Genomic DNA, 16,030 nt, shown 5'->3' on the forward strand with positions numbered 1-16,030 from the left:
GTCCGTCACCACAAGCCCGAAGAGCTCCTCGCGCATGGCCGCCAGGGCCTGGGCCACACTACCGGCCTCCCGCACCTCGGCCTGCTCGGAGATGAGTTCGCTCATCCCCTCGCGCAGACTGGCGTCGTCCTCTACGAGCAGCACCTTCATCGAGGACCTCCACCCACTCTCTGGAGTCTCACAGCGCTGGGGAGTGCCCCTGCGTCCAGTCAGGCGAGAACTCCCCGGATTGGCCCTCCCCGGACTCGAACCGGGACGCGGGGTCAGCCGCAGCGGATTTTGAGTCCGCCTCGTCTACCAATTTCGACAGAGGGCCCCTTGGGGTTGGAACAGGCGAACGTATACCGCGATGCCTGCCCGAACGCATCCATTCATTGCGGTCCCCCCCGCTGATCGCTAAACGGGCGCCATGTACAACCTTCTCATCTCCCTGGGTGTGGGTCTCGCCATTACCCTGGGTGTCAAGTTCTTCGGCTTCGCCTTCTGGCAGGGCATCATCCCCGGCTCGATCGCCTTCGTGGGCCTCTTCATCGTCCTCGCCCGGCGCACCGTCACCCGGGTCCAGGCCCTCATGGGTTCCATCCAGAAGGAGTTCCAGGGGCAACCGACCAGCCAGAAGGAGGCCCAGGCGCGTGTCGATCGGGCCATCAAGATGCTGGAGGGTGGGCTCGTCTACGAGAAGTGGCAGTTCGGCGTGGGCCCTGAAATCCACTCGCAGATCGGCATGCTGAAATACATGAAAAAGGACCTGGACGGGGCCCAGGTCCACTTCGCCAAGTCCAGCCCGCGCAACTACATGGCCAAGGCCATGGAGGGCGCCCTGCACTACCAGCGCAAGGACTTCTCGAAGATGAAGGCCTCCTTCGAGTCCGCCGTCGTCTCCGGCAAGAAGGAGCCCCTGATGTGGGCCGTCTACGCCTGGTGCCTCGTGCAGAACAAGGAGAAGGACGAGGCCCTCCGGGTGCTGGGGCGCGGCGTGGAGGCCAACCCCTCCGACGAGAAGCTCAAGAACAGCCTCGCCGCTCTCCAGAATGACAAGAAACTGAAGATGAAGCCCTACGAGCCCATGTGGTGGCAGTTCGGGCTCGAGACCCCTCCGCCCCAGATGCTCGGCGGGGGCGGGGGCGGCGGCCGGAGGGTCCAGTTCAACCCACGACGCTGAGAGCAGGCGTCCGGGAATTCCTACTGGACGGCCTACCCGGGAACGCTGCAAGTCTTCCTTGTAGGGAAGTGGCGCCTCCACCCCACCCCGCCGCAAGCCGTTGAAATCATTCCACCCCCTCCTGGCTTCATCAGGGGCACGCCCCTTGCTGCAAGGGGTTGGACGCCACCGGGAGGTTGGGCCCGGGGTGATGAGACAACGGGCTTGGCGGCCGGGGGTCTCGGGTGAAGGAGGGGAAGGTCGTGGAGGAGGATGCTCCGTGGGTGGCGGGGGAGGATGGGCGGGAAGGGCATCCCTCCGGGCGTGGCACCCGAGACTTTCGGCCTGCCATTACAAGGCAGGTACGGGAAGTGGAGCGGAGCATCATGGAACGGCACGACCGCCGCGGGGACAGGGCCCTGATCCTGGTCGTGGAGGATGACCCCGCCACGCGAGACAGCCTGGTGGAGCTGCTGGCCGCCCGCTTCGACGTCCTGGGCGCCGGCGATGGCCAGTCCGGCCTGGTGCTGGCCCGGGAGCGCAAGCCGGACCTCGTCCTGCTGGATCGCTTCCTGGACAGCGAGGATGGGCTGTCCGTCCTCGAGTCGCTTCAGCAGGACACGTCCACCGAGGACGTCCCCGTCATCTTCCTCACGGGCGACTCCGACGAGGCCACGCTGGAGAGGTGCCTGGAGCTGGGGGCCGTGGACTTCGTCCACAAGCCGGCCAGTGCCCGTGAGCTGATGGCCCGCATCGACCGGGCCCTGCGCCAGAGCGAGCAGCAGCAGCGCCTCCAGGTGCTCGCCCAGACGGACGCCCTCACCGGGCTGGCCAACTTCCGCGCCCTCTCCATCCGACTGGATGAGGAGTTCAAGCGCTCCAACCGCTACCAGTATCCGATGTCCGTGGTGATCATCGACCTGGACCACCTCAAGGCCATCAACGATGGCATGGGGCACGACGTGGGCAACCGGGCGATCCTCGCGCTGGCCAGCCACCTGCGCACCAACCTGCGCGAGGTGGACTTCGCGGCGCGCTTCGGCGGCGATGAGTTCGTCGCGCTGCTGCCGCATCAGACGGCCGTCGAGGCCGCCGTGTTCGCCGAGCGCATCCGCGCCGGGCTGCGCACCGTGAAGGTGACGCGCAGCGACGGGCGGCCGGCCCCCTTCGGCTTGAGCGTGAGCGTGGGAATCGCGGACCACTCGGCCGCTCAACCCCGCGAGAGCACGGAGACGCTCCTGAAGGCCGCCGACGCCGCGCTCTACGAGGCCAAGCGCGAAGGACGCGATCGGGTGGTGGTGTACGGGGCGTCGGAGTTGCCGCCCCCCAAGGTTCAGCGGCACTGACAGCGAGCAAAACCCCCAGAAGGGCCGGATGGACGGCGGAGCGAGGGCGCGGATGAACGGCAGCAGGCTGGCGAACGGTTCGAGGGTGGCCATCATCGGTGGCGGGATCGCCGGAGCGGGGCTCGCGGCCTCGCTGCTCTTCAATGGCAGGGCCCGCGGCAGTGCGCTGGATGTGCGCGTGTACGAGAGCAGCGAGCCCGGTACCACCGCGCCCCCCGCCGTGCTCACCCCGGAGTGCCGCTCGCGGCTGGCCGCGCTCGGCTGCCGGGTGCCGCCGGAGTGGCGCGCCCACGAGCTGCGCGGCATGGAGATCATCTCCCACGGCCATCGCGAGGTGCTGCCGTCGGCGCCGGGCGGCCTGTGGGTGGTGGACGGGTGGCCGCAGGGCCAGGGCGGTCTCGCCCTGGTTCGCGAGGTGCTCGCGGGCGCGGCCACGGCCCAGGGCGCGCGCTTCATCTCCCGACACGTGGAGCGGGTGGAGAACCAGCCCGCGGCGCCGGACGCCCCGGCCGCGGTGCGCAAGTGCGGCCCGCTCGTGGTGAGGGCCCAGGGCAGCGGCGAGCGCTTCCACGCGGTGGCCCTGGCCACGGGCGCCGGGCCCTCGCTGGGTGATGCCTTCTTCCCGGGCTTCAAGCCCGCTCCCACCGTGGCGGCGGTGCAGGCGCGGCTGCGGCACGCGACGACCCGCCTGTCCGTGGCGCCGCTCGCGCGGCTGTGGCTCTCTCCGCTGCCTACCGTGGACGGGCTGCTGCTGCTGCCCGGCGCGCACTCGGTGTACGCGCTGGCCTTCGGGGCCTCGGTGACGCCGGCGGACCTGTGCCAGGTGTTGATGATGGCCGCCCGCGACGGGCTGGTGGAGGAAGGCTTCGAGCTCGCCGCCCTGGAGCCCACGCGGCTTCCCTGTGGGCCGGGACGCACCCTGGTGGCTCCCGGTCAGCTCGCGGTGGGCGCCGCGGCCTTCGGCCACCCGCTCCAGATCGGACTCTCGGAGACGCTCGCCTCGTGCAGCCGCGCGGCGGTGGCCCTGCTGGACGCGGGCCTGGACACCCCGGCCCTGGAGCGCCGTTACGTGCGCGAGGGCCTCGGCGAGCTGCTCGAGGACTCGGCGGCGGGGGCTCGCTCCATCCCGTGGCTGCGTCGCGCGGGAAGTCGGGCGCCCCAGGCCTTCCTCACGGCGCGCAACCGCGGCACCGCGAGCGGCATGGGCGGCGGCGGCGTGCTGGGACTCGCCTCCCCCACCCCGCTGGCCCTGCTGAGCGCCGCGCGCTGGGCCGGCGTCCGGGAGACCGTGTCCTCCTGGGTGCGCACCACGGTGGAGCCGCTGCCCGCGACGATCCCCACGCTGGAGCCGGACCTCTACTACATCGTCGATGATGATCCGGATCAGCGCGAGGCGATGACGCAACTGCTGGAGTCCACGGGGGCTCGGGTGGTGGCCTTCGCGGACGAGCTGGCCCTGTTCTGCGCGGTCGCGCGCCGCCCGCCCACGGCGATCCTGTTGGACGTGGTGCTGCACTGGGTCGATGGGCTGCGGCTGTGCGAGGGCCTCAAGCAGCATCCGCTCACACGCGACACGCGGGTGGTGGTCATGAGCGGGTTGAACCGGCCCCACGTGCGCCAGCGCGCGCTCGACGCGGGCGCCGAGGCCTTCCTGCCCAAGCCCGTGGATCCCGAGCGCCTCCTGCGCCAGCTCATGGGCCAGGTCCCGGCCCCTGCCCCGGTCTCCCAGCCGCGCCCGGACACCGGCCTGGCCGACGAGACGGGCCGCTACGCCTCTTGAGCACGGATTGTCGGAGCGCGCCTCGGATTTCCGAGGGCGCGCTCCCGCATAACCCCGCGAATCCCCGCGCCTTCGTCGGGGAATGCACCTTGCAACCCGGGGAGGACCATCATGAGAAAGCTCCTCCTCGCGTCCCTGGTGTTGTTCGGAGCAACCGCGTGCGGCCCCGCTGGCTCGGAGGGAGAGGACGACATCCTCCAGGTCCAGGATGGAATGGTCGTCGGCCCCGGGAAGTACCGAATCACCGACAGCGGCGTGCGGTGCGCCCGAGCCCCCTGCCCCACCCTCCTCGCCTCACCGGTCGGTGCGGGCCCGAAGATGATGCTGACCGGCCTCGAGTTCCCCTCCGACATGCCGCAGGAGAACCGGGCTCGGGCCTCCGAGCGCGTGCACACGTCCGAGGGCCTCGTCGCCCGGGGCACCGTGTATGGCCGAGGCGAGGAGTCCGTGTTCTCGCTCGAGTCCGTCGAGCCGTAGTCACGCCTTCAGCAGCGCGTCGTACGGGGGCTCCACGAAGAGGGCCCCCGGCTCCTTGCGGAACCACGTGAGCTGCCGCTTCGCGTAGCGGCGCGTCTCCTGGGCCGTCTGTTGGATGGCCTCGTCCACCGAGAGCTGGCCGTCCACCACCGCCTTCGCCTGCACGTAGCCCACGCTGCGCATGGGCGCCGCCTCCGCGTAGCCCCGGGAGATCAGCGCCCTCACCTCCTCCACCAGTCCGCTCCGGAACATGGCGGCGGTGCGCGCGTCGATGGTCCGGTACAGCGCCTCGCGCGGCGGGTTGAGCACGTACATCCGGAAGGGATACCGGTCCGGCGCGAAGGCATGCTCCCGGCGGAACTCCGAGGCCGGTTTCCCCGTCTGCTTGTGGATCTCCAACGCGCGGATGGTGCGCACCAGATCCTGCGGCGGCAGCTTCGCGGCCGTCTCCGGATCCACCTCGGCGAGCTTGCGGTGCACGGCCTCGCGGCCCTCGGCGGCGGCGAGCGCCTCCAGCTCGGCGCGCAGCTCGGGATCCGCGCCCGGAGCCTCCACGAGCCCGTGCAACAGGATGCGCAGGTACATCCCCGTCCCCCCCACCACGAAGACGGGCTTGCCTCGCGAGGTGAGGTCCTCGATGGCCGCGTCGGCGCGGCGCTGGTACTCGGCGGCGGAGAAGGGCTCCAGCGGATCCACCACGGAGATGAGGTGGTGCGGCACGGCGGCCAGCTCCTCCGCCGAGGGCTTCGCCGTGCCGATGTCGAAGTGCCGGTACACCTGCTGCGAGTCCGCGCTGAGGATCTCCCCCCCGTGCTGGCGGGCGAGCGCGATGGCGAGGGCGGTCTTCCCGGAGGCGGTGGGTCCGGCGATGACGATGAGGGAGGGTTTCATCGGCGCTCCAACCCCGCTCGTACCATGAACCCGGGGAAATCCCCGGACCTGTAACCACGGGCCGCCATTTCTTCAGGAGTGGGTGGGGCCTCTCGCTCGCGCTCCCGGGGTGACCCATGTCGAAGTATCGGCGCACCATCCTGGCTACCCACTCAAGGCGATCCCCTCCAGGTCTCGCCGCGCGACCTCCACCCTCGCGGTATCGAACGATTGGCCGCCAGGCTGGAGCGCCAGCGCCTCCTGTGCGACCCGCCGGTGAGGTAGAAGTACCTTGGTGGCTCACCAGATGGTGGCTCATCAGGAGGCTCGGCGTCATCGATGCACCACGGTCGAGTTCCGAGGAGGAGCTGACACCCGGGTCCCCGGCCCTCCCGGAGGGCACCTGGCACCCGTTGGAGCTACAGGGCCACGCGGAGGGACAGCCGCTTCGCTTCTTCCTGCGCTCCCTCCTGAACGCCAGGCCAGCACCCCTCGCTCCCTTCGGCTTCCTGTGGCTCAGCGCGAACGAGGTGGCCCCGGGGGAGACCCTCCAGGTCCGTGTCCGGCTACAACCCACGAGCCCCCTCCACGTGCGGGACTTGTCGGTCATGTTGGTGGGCCAGAGCAGATGGAGCCTCACCGTCCGGCACTGGGAGCTCGTGCGGATGCATACGAACCGGGAGCTGCGCGCGGGCGAGGTGCTCGAGTTTCCCCTCGAGCGGGTGCGCATCCCCCAGCACGTCCCCGACAAGTACCCCGACGTCCGCTGGCACCTGAAGGTCGAGTCCCGACTGGAGAACCACGAGGAGCTCCTGGTGCGGAACATCCCCCTCGACGTGCGTCTCCACCCCCACGATGTCCAGCAGTCACGAAGCGACCCGGAGCCTCGAGGAGGACTCCCGCCGCTCCTGGCGACCTGGACACCTTGGGAGAGCTGGTCCGCCAGCAGCCCGAGAGCGCCGAGGCCTTGACCCGCATCCACCAGCGAGCCCGGGTGGAAGGCTGGCCCGAGGCGGAGCCGGCCCGCATGCTCGCCCGGAAGGTGCAGGGGCTCCGCCACCGGCTGGAAGCGCTCACGCGCGAGCGCCTCGGCGTGGAGGACCTCGCCCGACTCCATCAGGTGCTGGGCCAGACGCTCGCCCCTCCTGTCGCTTCCGACGAAGAGGTGCTGTGCCGGGGAGCGTTCATGAGGACTCCGGCGCTGTTGTCCCCCCTGCTGAGGAGCGGCATCGTCCTCGGCATCTTCTGTGCGCTACTCGGGGTCCCCATCCTGGGGCCTCGCGTCTTGCTGGTGCCGTTGCTCCCTTCCATCGGTTACGCCCTCCAGCGCCTGTACTCCGGGCGGTTCTGGCTCACCCGGAAACGACTGGTCTGGCAGCCCACTGGGAGAGCCGCCCTTCACATCCCCCTCCACGCCATCCGTCCTGGCGGTGTCCGGCGCCTCTCCGCCAGCACCGTGGAAGTGAGCCTGGTGGATGGGCGCTCCTTCCGCTTCAGGTTGATCGAGGGCACGCACTATCTCCTCACCCTGCTGGAGCGGCACGTCCCGTCCTCGCGGCCCGGCGCCTGAGACGACGACCTCCCGGGCGCGCGCCGTGCGAACTGGTACAACCATTGGACCATTTGACGAAAGCCGCGCCCGGGAGGTCCCGCCGATCGAGGGAACCTTGGGTCTGGTCTACTTCACAGCGCTCAGCGCCGCGCGCACCGCGTCCGCGGCGGAGGCATCTCGCGCGAAGACGAGCCGGGCCGTCTCCACGTCCGCCAGCAGGCGGCTCGCCGCGCCCAGCAGGTGGCGGCGTCCGGCGACGGAGGCCTCGGGCAGCAGCGCGTTGAGCAGCAGCACCCGGGCCACCTCCCCCGCGCCCAGCGGCTCCCAGCGCGAAGCCGCATCCCAGCCCAACAGGCCCACCGCGCGCAGCGAGGCCTCTCGCGGAAGGCCCACGTTCCACGGCGTCCCGGCGGCGCGCCAGCCTCCCGCCTCGGGCCACACCGCCACCAGTTCATCGGCCAGCACCGTGCCGCCGGACCTCGCCCACAGGCCCCCGAGGGTGCTCTTCCCCGCCCCCGAGTACCCCGTCCACAGGGCCGCGCGGCCGAGGTGCTCCACCGCCACCCCGTGCACCAGCAGGCCCCCGCGCCGGGCGAGTTCTCCAGCGAGCAACACCTTCAACACCGTGTCCAACGGGTAGCGGCCCTCGCCCCTCACGGTGGCGCTCCGGCCCTCGGGAGCGAGGTCCGCGACGTAGTCCTCCCCTTCCACCCGGAGGCCACCACCGGGGACGGGACGGGGCTCGGGCAGGGAGCGCGACTCGGGGGGCGGACGAGAGACCGACGGACGCAGCACCCGGACGTGCGCCCGGGCGGGCTCGGAGGTGAGGAACGCCGGGAAGGCCCGCTGGACGAGCACCTCCTCCAGCGCCACGTCCTCGAATTCGAGGGACACCGTCCAGCCCGCCAGTGACAGCGTCACCACGGGCGGCGGAGCCTCCTCATGGCAGATCCTCGCACGAGCCGGGGATGTTGCAGCCGTAGTCGCCCTTGTGGGTGGACATCTGCGCGAGCGCCACGAAGGGCTGCTCCCAGAGCACCGTGGGTGGCTCGTAGACGCGCGCACGAGGGGCCAGCGCGGCGGGCGCGGATGGTGTTCCCTCGGGAGGTGGCTTGGGATGGCGCGTCATGGAGGGCTCAAGGGAAGGGCACCGGGAAGGCACAGATGCGGCCGTCCTGGGTGCCCACATGGAGGCGCGACACGGTGCTGTCCACCGTGGGCGTGCCGACGGCCAGCGCGCCGGGCAGGGAGATCTGCTTGCCGTCGACGCCGGAGGCGAAGTCCAGCTCGTGCACCTTCTCGTCCTTGCCACCGACGTAGAGGCGCTGCACGCCGCCAATGGTGCCCGAGAAGGTGCCGGAGGGGCTCGGAATGGGGGTGGACCAAAGCATCTTCGCCGTGGTGGTGGTGCCGGTGGTGGTCGTGGTGGTGGTGACGCTCCAGCGCTCCACCCTGCCCTCCGCGTCGCTGGCACCCAGGATGCTCACGACGAAGCCGTTCGTCACCGGCCGAGCGAACTGGGAGAAGGCTGGCACCGAGGCCGACGGCCGGGCAGCCACCGCCGCGCTCCAGGCGACCGTCATCGCCGCCATGTCGAGGCCGTACACCGTGCCGTCACTGCTCGTCACGAGGGCCAGGGGCAACGAGCCATAGCGGACGATGCCGAAGTCGATGTCTCCGAGGGACAGCCGGGCCAGCTCGGCACCGGTGAGGCTGTCGAGGACGCGCAGCGAGGCCAGGGAGCCCCCGTTCGAGCGGGCGCCCACATACAGACGGTTGTACGTGTAGTCGACCAACATGCCCCCGCTCACCATGCCGAGGTCCCCCGGGGCGTACGTCCACACGGGGACGCCGGTGGCCGCGTTGAGCGCCACCACCTTGTTGTCGGTGCCGGTGCTCAGCCGGGTGGCGAAGAAGGCCAGGTCGCGCCCGGGGGAGGCCGCCTTGTAGGCCGCGTTGGCGAAGTCATGGAGCTGCACCACCGGGAAGGCCTGGATGGTGCCGAGCGAGGCGCCTCGCCAGAGCACCTCGCCGGAGTCGGTGCGGATGGCATAGGTGAAGCCCGCCTGATCGCCCGTGAGGATGTACTGCCCGGGCAACCCGTGCAGCGGGACGATGGGGAAGCGGCTCTGCACGGCGCCCTGGAGCTGCACCGGACGCCAGCGCTCGTTGCCGTCGAACACCGGGGTGGAGGTATTCGTCAGGCTGGCCGTGACACGGCCCGAGGTGTTGGCGCTGAAGATGCCCACGCCCAGCTCGGTGATGGGCTGCTGGAGGGAGGAGAAGCCGACGCTGTAGCACCACAGCGGCTCGCCGCTGCCCCGGCCGGTGGGAATGGACTTCAGCCCGAGCGACTGCGGCGCGTTGCCGGGCGAGTACCGGTAGAGCGCGTCGTGGTTGTACACCCGGTAGACATACGCCGTTCCATTGGTGAGGCCGGTGTCGGAATAGGCCGAGGCCACGCTCAGCTCGTCCGAGTACACCACCGTCGCGTTGCCGAGCGCCTCGCCCGCGGCGTAGCGCCGACCGGGCTCGGGCGGGGTGTTGGGGGCGGCGCCCACGGCGCGCAACACGAGCACACCGTCATGGTCGGACGGGTTGGTCCACATCAGCGTGTTGCGGGCGGGCCCGGCGAGCGCCACCAGGGACTCCACCTCGGGGAGTACCCGGTTGACGAAGATCGTCACGGGCGCGTCCACGCGGAGGGTGTTGGTGGTGGAGCCGCTGACCTGGGTGAGCTCCAACTGGTGGCTGAAGGCCGTGTCGGTGGAGACGGAGCCGAAGGCGGCGTAGTCGAGCGAGAAGGTCTTCTGCGAGCCCGGGGTAAGGCCGGGCGCTCCATTGGGAGCGGTCCAGATGTAGCCCTTGTTGGAGCTGGTGTTCCAGCCGCTGGTGTCCTTGGCGAAGGGCGTGCCCGAGAGGGTGAAGAACGTCGGGTCCAACGGGAGCAGCTTCACGGTGCGGATCTCCACCGTGCCGCCGTTGTAGAGGGTGTAGCGGAGGGTGCGGTTCGTCGCGCCGGAGATGACGGAGGCGGGCTCGATGGTGAGCCGGTGCTCCACGATGCGGCCCTGGGCCGAGCTCACCGGGCTGGTGGAGATGGGGACGCCGTCCCGGGTGGCGTTCGCCTGACTGCTGAACTGGAAGGTGGTGCCGACGGCCCCGTCCATCCGGTACGTCCAATAGAAGGAGATGGCGGCGCCCGGGCTGAGCGAGGCCATGACCGTGGGCGTGGGGCCGCTCAAGAGCGTGGGCGTCGCCGTGCCCACGAAGGTGGGGGCCTGGGGGACGATGTCCCGGTAGGCGGTCTTGGAGGGGTTGGAGACCACGAGGCGGACCGTCACCGTGTCGCCCGTGGCGATGCTGGCGGGCAGGGCCTCGATGAGGGCCGGGAAGCTGCTCACGTTCACCAGGAGCGAGGAGGTGAGCGCGGTGCTCACCGTGCCGTTGCCGGCGGTGGCCCGGAAGACGCTCGTCCCCTCCCCCGTGGCCTGGAGCTTCCCGGTGAAGGCACCCGAGGCCCCGGGCGCGAGCGAGAGCGAGGCCGGCGAGAAGGCCTGGACCGTCCGATTGAAGGTCGCGCCACCCACCACCACCGGACCGCTCAAGGTGATGCCGCCCTGGGTCACCAGCGAGCGGTTCACCACCACGAGCTGCACGGAGACATTGCCGCCCACCTGGAGGGTGCGCGGCAGCACGGTGAAGGACGCGGACAGGCCCACGCGCTTCCAACGGGCCAGCGTGGGATCTCCCGTGAAGGTGGTGCCGGAGCACGTGTCCCGGGCCATGCTCGCCTTGGTGGGACTGTTGCCGCCCACCAGTGCGTCGGTGACATCGGCGTTGGCCGGGACGCCCACGACCCGCAGCGTGAAGCGCGCGGTGGCGCCCGGAGCGAGCCCCACCGAGCCCGCGCCGCAGGCACCGTTCGCCGTATAGGTGATGCGGCGCTCCTTGCGATCGATGGTGCTCACCGTCCAGCCCAGCGGCGCGTCGCCGCCGTCGATGTCGTAGGAGGCGGTATCGACGGAGAGGCTGATCTCGTTGAGCGGGCGGGTGCTGGTGGAGGCGTTGCGCACCTCGAAGAGGAGCGAGGAGATCTCCCCCATCACCGCGGAGCCCTCGACGGGCGTGACGGTCCAGGCGTTCTGGGCCAGCGCGGCGGCGGGCAGTAGCAGGGTGAGGAGCGCGAGAAGGCGTGCGTTCATGGCTCAGCGCTCCAGGGTGAAGCCGGCGGTGGTCAGGGGCGCGCCATCGACGAAGAAGCGCACCTCCCAGGCTCCGCTCAAGCCGTGGGTGGGGATGTTGGTGCCCGCGACGGGCAGGCTGAAGACGAGCTCGCGCTCCTCGGTGGGCACGGCCTCCTCCACCAGCCGGGTGCGCTTGTCATACGCGGAGGGGCCGGGGGCGAGGAACTCCGCGTCCAGCGACGCCGTGCCGACGAGGCCACCCACGCGCAGCCGCACCTCCACGGACGTCACCTCGGACAGGCCGCGCGCGCCTTCGGGCACGTAGGTGACGTGCGCCACGCCCACCCGGGGCGGCAGCGGCGGCGCGGGGCGCACGGGCGGCGAGATACCATTCCAGGACACCTCGGAGGGCACCACGGGTACGGGGTCCACCCCTTCTCCACCGGGCGGATTCGGGGTGACTCCCTCGCTACAGGCGGCCAACAGCAGGGCCCACGACGCCAGCACGAGCGCTCTCATCGCAGCACCTCCTTCGCGTCCAACAGCCCATGTCCCGCGAGCCGATCGAGGAGGCGCAGACAGTCCCCGAGTACCGGCTCCACTTCCACGCCGTATTCGCGCGCCAGCTCTCCGGCGATGTCCCGCGCGGTGCGCCGCCCGTCCATCAACTCCCAGACGCGCGCCGCGGTCTCGTTGAGGCCGCGCAGCATGTGACCTTCCGGATCCAGCACCACGAAGTCCTCGCCGAAGCGCTGCCCGTCCGCGCCCTCGCGTCGGCGGGGGATGCTGTCGGCCCGGAAGCTCATGCGCGTCCCCGTCCGAGCAGCGCCGCCAGCCCGCGCTTCACCACCACGCGCCAGCGGCCCCAGCGCAGCGGCCCGACGTCCCACCCGGTGGGCGCGAGCACCTCGCCGCCACGGCGGACCAGGCTCACCCGCCCCAGCAGCCGCGCGCGAGGCAGCGGGGGATCCTCCGCCGCCACGTTGTCCCCGCGCAGCACGCACGAGTCCGCGTCACAGCGGTGCACCCGGTGCGCCACCAGCGCATGAGCGAAGCGCGCGATCACCACCTCGCCGGGCCGGGGTGCCTCCGCCAGGGGCTCCACGCCGGCCACGTCGCCCGAACGCAACGAGGGCCACATGCTGTCTCCCTGAATGGGGATCCAGCACAGGCCCTCTCGCTCTGCGTGTGTCCGGTCGCGCGACATGAGTGGAACGGGATTGTACCGTCACCCCGACGACACACCAAATCCACGCCCCGTCTAACCCCTTGGAATCTCAAGGGGCGGACGGGTTTTTCCTACTAAACGACCTTCGCCGGCTCAAGAAGCCGAGGGGGAAGACACCCCGGAGCTCGCTTCACGGAGGGTACGGGCGATGTGCTCGAGCGACACGGGCACGGGGTCTCCCCCGGCCATGGGCTTGAGCTGGGCTTGACCGCTCTCGCGCTCCTGCTGGCCGAGCACCAGCGTGAAGCGGGCGCCGGTCTTGTCCGCGCGCTTCATCTGGCTCTTGAGGCTGCCGCCGCGCGTGTCGAACTCCACGCGCAGGCCCTCGTGGCGCAGCTTGCTGGCGAGCACGAAGGCCGCATCCGCCGAACCCTCGTCCGCCACGGCGATGAAGAGGTCGGTGGACGGGGAGAACCGCTGGCCGCTCTCCTTGAGCAGCAGGCAGAGCCGATCCAACCCCAGGCCGAAGCCCACGGCGGGCACGTCCGGTCCGCCGAGGCTCTTCACCAGCTTGTCGTAGCGCCCACCGCCGCCCACGGTGCTGGCGGTGCCGAGCACGGGGTGCGAGGCGATGAACTCGAAGGTGGTGCGCGTGTAGTAGTCCAGGCCGCGCATGATGCGCGGGTTGACGACGTACTTGATCTCCAGCGCGTTGAGCTTGCGCTGCACCTCGGCGAAGTGCGCGCGGCACGGCTCGCACAGGGACTCGAGGATGTTGGGGGCGGCGTTGGCGATCTGCTGGCAGCGCTCGTTCTTGCAGTCGAGCACGCGGAGGGGATTGCGCTCCAGGCGCTTCTGGCAGTCGGCGCACAGCTCGCTGGCGTGGCCGCGCAGGTGCTCCACGAGGCGGGCCTGGTAGACGGGCCGGCACTGCTCGTCCCCAAGCGAGTTGATGTTGAGCGACACGTCGGTGAGCCCCAGCTTGAGCAGCAGGCGCACCACCATGTCCATCACCTCGACGTCCTGGGCGGGCTCCTTGGAGCCATAGGCCTCGGCGCCGATCTGGTGGAACTGGCGGTAGCGGCCCGTCTTCATGCGCTCGTAGCGGAACATGGGGCCCATGTAGAACCAGCGCGTGAGCGGCTCCTGGTTGCCGATGGAGTGCTCGATGTAGGCGCGAGCCGCCGGAGCGGTGCCCTCGGGGCGCAGGGAGAGGCTGCGGCCGCCCTTGTCCTCGAAGGTGTACATCTCCTTGCCGACGATGTCGGTCTCCTCGCCCACGCTGCGCACGAAGAGGGCCGTGTCCTCCACGGTGGGGGTGCGCACCTCGCCGTAGCCGTAGCGTCCGAAGAGTTCGCGGGCGGTGCGCTCGACGAACTGCCACACCTCCACCTCGCCAGGGAGGATGTCGTTCATCCCCTTGACGCCACTGACCTTCTGACTCACGGAATCTCTCCAATGCGCCGGCCCATGCGGACCACCGCCTCGGGCTGGAAGCTCTCGTCCCACTTCACGCGGCCCGGCTCGAAGACGAGGATGACGGTGGAGCCCATCTCGAAGCGGCCCAGCTCCCCACCCTTCTCCACCGGAATGGCGGTGTCGTAGCCGTGCACCTTGCCCGGCTTGCCCTCGTGGGTGAGGACCTCGTCGTAGGCGGCCTTGATGCGCGACACGCAAGTGGCGCCCACCTTCACCACGGCGCACTTGCCGGCCACCGTGTCCATATAGGTGACGAGCCGCTCGTTGACGCAGAAGAGCGCCTGCTTGTACTTCACCGAGGCCGCGTTGACGGGCCAGAACTCCCCGGGGATGTACGCGTACCCGGTGATCTTCCCGCCCAGTGGGGCGTGGATGCGGTGGTAGTCGCGGGGCGACAGGTAGATGGTGGTCCAGGCACCGCCGTGGAAGGGCTCGGCGGCCTTCTCGTTACCGAGCAGCTCGCCCACGGTGTAGTGGATGCCCTTGGCCTGCATGACGCGGCCGTGCTCGGCGTAGCCCACCTGGGACACGGCGCCGTCCACGGGGGACACGACGACCTTCTCGCCCGGGTCCACGGGGCGCGAGCCCACCTTGAGCCCGCGGGTGAAGAACTGGGCGAACGTGGGGTAGTGCTCGACGGCGTGCTCCGCCTCGGCGATGTCCACGTTGTACATCTTGGCGAAGGCCTTGATGGCCGCGCGGTGGATGGGCGCCGGAGCGGGCAGTCGCGTGGCCATCCCCACCGCCGTGGAGAGCGCGGACTTGGGGAGGATCTGCATCAACTTCATGAAGGTCTGTTCGTTCATGTTCAGCGTCCACCGTCCGAGGGGAAACCACCATCGCTCGGCATCACCTGGATGGCGCTCTTGGGCGCCAGGGCAAACACCTTGCCCTCCTCGATGATCAAAACCTGGTCCTGGAGCGAGGCGTACTGCTGGCGACAAGCCGCGCGGTCCTGCAATTCCCAGCGATCCCGGAGACCGCGACCGCGCACATCGACCTGCTCCCCCTTCTGGAAACAATTGGAGAAGCCGCCCGCAAGCTCGGCCGCCGAGGTACCGATCTGGGGAGCGCCGCTCGGAGTGCCCGAGTCGACGGGGGCCTCCTCCTCCTCCTCGGGCGGGGGGAGTCCGGAGGGCCGGGAGTTGAAACCCGAGGGCATGGAGGCGGGCTCGCGGGCCTTGGCGAGCGCCTCGCTCTGGGCCCGGGCCTGGGCCTCGGCCTGCTGGCGGCCGTTCTGGATGCGCGCGCGCAGCTCCCGCGCGGAGACCGCGTCCAGGCTGCTCTCGGGCACCTGGGCCAGGAGCGAGTCGATCTCGTTCATCTGCGGATCGACGAAGGCCGCGTCACCCTTCTCCGCGTAGATCCTGGTGAAGCGGGTACGGGCCTGGGCGTAGGCCTCGGAGGGCTGCGCGGGTTTGCGGCAGGCCATGGGGGCCGCCGCCAGGAACAGGGCCGTCAGGAGGCCGGTGAGTGCCCGGCCGGAAAGGAAGCTGTAGGTCCGCACGGGGCGGTTTCTACGCCATCTTCCGGGCCGCCGCGCCCCTTTTTCGATCAGACGCCCAGGAACAGGCGCTTGCCGAAGTTCAGCGCCAGCTCGGCGTCGAAGATCTTCTGCGCGGACGTCTCGATGTCGTACTCCACCCGGAGGTACTCCACCGTGCGCGCCCCGGTGTCGCAGATGACGAAGCAGGCCCGGTTGTCGTAGTCCCGCGGCTGCCCCACGCTGCCCACCGAGATGATGTACTTGTAGCCCCGGCGGATGCCGAACTTCTGGGCCACCACGTCGTGCACCTCGCCGTTGCCGATCGCGAACGCCTTGCACAGGTGGCTGTGCCCGATGAACGTCACCTCCGGCAGGTGCTCCACGTACGGGGCCAGATCCTTGGCCTGCTCCAGCGCGAAGATGTACTCGTACGCCTTGGGCTCCACCGGCGAGCCATGGCAGAAGCCCACGTCCCCAATCCGGTACGTGTAGGGCAGGCTCTTGAGCCAGTCCATGTTCTCGTCCGAGAGCACCCCGGCCGACC

At 70.3% G+C, this 16,030-nt stretch carries 17 protein-coding genes and 1 tRNA gene; 6 read left to right on the forward strand and 12 right to left on the reverse strand.

The genetic code is table 11. The annotated features are described in order from the left end of the window. Positions 1-230: 230 nt before the first annotated feature. Positions 231-316 (reverse strand) — tRNA-Leu (locus VF794_RS12240). Between the two features lie 93 nt (positions 317-409). On the opposite strand from VF794_RS12240, the gene VF794_RS12245 reads away from it, so the two are divergent. The 4 genes from VF794_RS12245 to VF794_RS12260 all read left to right on the forward strand — a co-directional run bounded on the left by VF794_RS12245 (position 410) and on the right by VF794_RS12260 (position 4,744). Continuing rightward, a complete protein-coding gene (locus VF794_RS12245) occupies positions 410-1,162 on the forward strand; it encodes a tetratricopeptide repeat protein (RefSeq protein ID WP_331109930.1) in 753 nt (250 codons plus the stop codon). 365 nt (positions 1,163-1,527) lie between these two features. Further along, positions 1,528-2,487: a diguanylate cyclase gene (locus tag VF794_RS12250; RefSeq protein WP_331109932.1), complete on the forward strand. Its 960-nt coding sequence runs from the start codon at positions 1,528-1,530 to the stop codon at positions 2,485-2,487. A gap of 52 nt (positions 2,488-2,539) precedes the next feature. Continuing rightward, positions 2,540-4,267: a response regulator gene (locus VF794_RS12255; RefSeq protein ID WP_331109934.1), complete on the forward strand. Its 1,728-nt coding sequence runs from the start codon at positions 2,540-2,542 to the stop codon at positions 4,265-4,267. A 111-nt stretch (positions 4,268-4,378) separates the two neighbouring features. Next, a complete protein-coding gene (locus VF794_RS12260; protein WP_331109936.1) occupies positions 4,379-4,744 on the forward strand; it encodes a hypothetical protein in 366 nt (121 codons plus the stop codon). On the opposite strand, the gene miaA is transcribed toward VF794_RS12260, so the two are convergent. Beyond that, entirely contained in the window at positions 4,745-5,635 is an 891-nt protein-coding gene (gene miaA / locus VF794_RS12265; protein WP_331109938.1) for a tRNA (adenosine(37)-N6)-dimethylallyltransferase MiaA, read from the reverse strand. A gap of 242 nt (positions 5,636-5,877) precedes the next feature. On the opposite strand from miaA, the gene VF794_RS12270 reads away from it, so the two are divergent. Further along, positions 5,878-6,585 carry a hypothetical protein gene (locus VF794_RS12270; RefSeq protein ID WP_331109940.1) on the forward strand — a complete coding sequence of 236 codons (708 nt, stop codon included), beginning with the start codon at positions 5,878-5,880 and terminating at the stop codon, positions 6,583-6,585. Beyond that, positions 6,540-7,184, forward strand: a complete 645-nt coding sequence (locus VF794_RS12275; protein WP_331109942.1) for a hypothetical protein — start codon at positions 6,540-6,542, stop codon at positions 7,182-7,184. Before VF794_RS12270 ends, VF794_RS12275 begins: the two co-directional genes overlap by 46 nt. A gap of 108 nt (positions 7,185-7,292) precedes the next feature. Here VF794_RS12275 and VF794_RS12280 read toward each other — a convergent pair whose 3' ends face one another. The 10 genes from VF794_RS12280 to VF794_RS12325 form a co-directional block, all read right to left on the reverse strand. Further along, positions 7,293-8,090, reverse strand: a complete 798-nt coding sequence (locus VF794_RS12280; protein ID WP_331109944.1) for a hypothetical protein — start codon at positions 8,088-8,090, stop codon at positions 7,293-7,295. Between the two features lie 16 nt (positions 8,091-8,106). Further along, positions 8,107-8,295 (reverse strand): hypothetical protein, encoded by a 189-nt coding sequence (locus tag VF794_RS12285; protein WP_331109945.1) that lies wholly within the window; start codon positions 8,293-8,295, stop codon positions 8,107-8,109. Positions 8,296-8,302: 7 nt separating this feature from the next. Then, entirely contained in the window at positions 8,303-11,371 is a 3,069-nt protein-coding gene (locus VF794_RS12290; protein WP_331109947.1) for a PQQ-binding-like beta-propeller repeat protein, read from the reverse strand. 3 nt (positions 11,372-11,374) lie between these two features. Then, complete coding sequence (locus tag VF794_RS12295) at positions 11,375-11,872, reverse strand: hypothetical protein (RefSeq protein ID WP_331109949.1); 498 nt, start codon at positions 11,870-11,872, stop codon at positions 11,375-11,377. Further along, positions 11,869-12,159: a PqqD family protein gene (locus tag VF794_RS12300; RefSeq protein WP_331109951.1), complete on the reverse strand. Its 291-nt coding sequence runs from the start codon at positions 12,157-12,159 to the stop codon at positions 11,869-11,871. Before VF794_RS12300 ends, VF794_RS12295 begins: the two co-directional genes overlap by 4 nt. Beyond that, entirely contained in the window at positions 12,156-12,560 is a 405-nt protein-coding gene (locus VF794_RS12305; protein WP_331109953.1) for a S24/S26 family peptidase, read from the reverse strand. The genes VF794_RS12300 and VF794_RS12305 overlap by 4 nt, the downstream gene beginning before the upstream one ends. Positions 12,561-12,674: 114 nt before the next feature. Then, the gene (hisS, locus tag VF794_RS12310) at positions 12,675-13,937 is read right to left on the reverse strand and encodes a histidine--tRNA ligase (RefSeq protein WP_331109959.1); all 1,263 of its coding nucleotides are present in this window, start codon (positions 13,935-13,937) and stop codon (positions 12,675-12,677) included. Between the two features lie 26 nt (positions 13,938-13,963). Next, positions 13,964-14,806, reverse strand: a complete 843-nt coding sequence (asd, locus tag VF794_RS12315) for an archaetidylserine decarboxylase (protein ID WP_331109955.1) — start codon at positions 14,804-14,806, stop codon at positions 13,964-13,966. 2 nt (positions 14,807-14,808) lie between these two features. Further along, the gene (locus VF794_RS12320; protein WP_331109957.1) at positions 14,809-15,507 is read right to left on the reverse strand and encodes a hypothetical protein; all 699 of its coding nucleotides are present in this window, start codon (positions 15,505-15,507) and stop codon (positions 14,809-14,811) included. A 47-nt stretch (positions 15,508-15,554) separates the two neighbouring features. Further along, on the reverse strand, positions 15,555-16,030 hold a 476-nt coding region (locus VF794_RS12325; RefSeq protein WP_414640902.1), incomplete at its 5' end, for a metallophosphoesterase family protein.

It is taken from the genome of Archangium sp. (genome assembly GCF_036389735.1).
Classification (GTDB): Bacteria; Myxococcota; Myxococcia; order Myxococcales; family Myxococcaceae; genus Archangium.

Coding starts and splice junctions, on each gene's coding strand:
- VF794_RS12245 (WP_331109930.1), top strand. CDS start 410: ATGTACAACCTTCTCATCTCCCTGGGTGTGGGTCTCGCCATTACCCTG.
- VF794_RS12250 (WP_331109932.1), top strand. CDS start 1,528: ATGGAACGGCACGACCGCCGCGGGGACAGGGCCCTGATCCTGGTCGTG.
- VF794_RS12255 (WP_331109934.1), top strand. CDS start 2,540: ATGAACGGCAGCAGGCTGGCGAACGGTTCGAGGGTGGCCATCATCGGT.
- VF794_RS12260 (WP_331109936.1), top strand. CDS start 4,379: ATGAGAAAGCTCCTCCTCGCGTCCCTGGTGTTGTTCGGAGCAACCGCG.
- miaA (WP_331109938.1), bottom strand. CDS start 5,635: ATGAAACCCTCCCTCATCGTCATCGCCGGACCCACCGCCTCCGGGAAG.
- VF794_RS12285 (WP_331109945.1), bottom strand. CDS start 8,295: ATGACGCGCCATCCCAAGCCACCTCCCGAGGGAACACCATCCGCGCCC.
- VF794_RS12290 (WP_331109947.1), bottom strand. CDS start 11,371: ATGAACGCACGCCTTCTCGCGCTCCTCACCCTGCTACTGCCCGCCGCC.
- VF794_RS12295 (WP_331109949.1), bottom strand. CDS start 11,872: ATGAGAGCGCTCGTGCTGGCGTCGTGGGCCCTGCTGTTGGCCGCCTGT.
- VF794_RS12300 (WP_331109951.1), bottom strand. CDS start 12,159: ATGAGCTTCCGGGCCGACAGCATCCCCCGCCGACGCGAGGGCGCGGAC.
- VF794_RS12305 (WP_331109953.1), bottom strand. CDS start 12,560: ATGTCGCGCGACCGGACACACGCAGAGCGAGAGGGCCTGTGCTGGATC.
- hisS (WP_331109959.1), bottom strand. CDS start 13,937: ATGAACGACATCCTCCCTGGCGAGGTGGAGGTGTGGCAGTTCGTCGAG.
- asd (WP_331109955.1), bottom strand. CDS start 14,806: ATGAACGAACAGACCTTCATGAAGTTGATGCAGATCCTCCCCAAGTCC.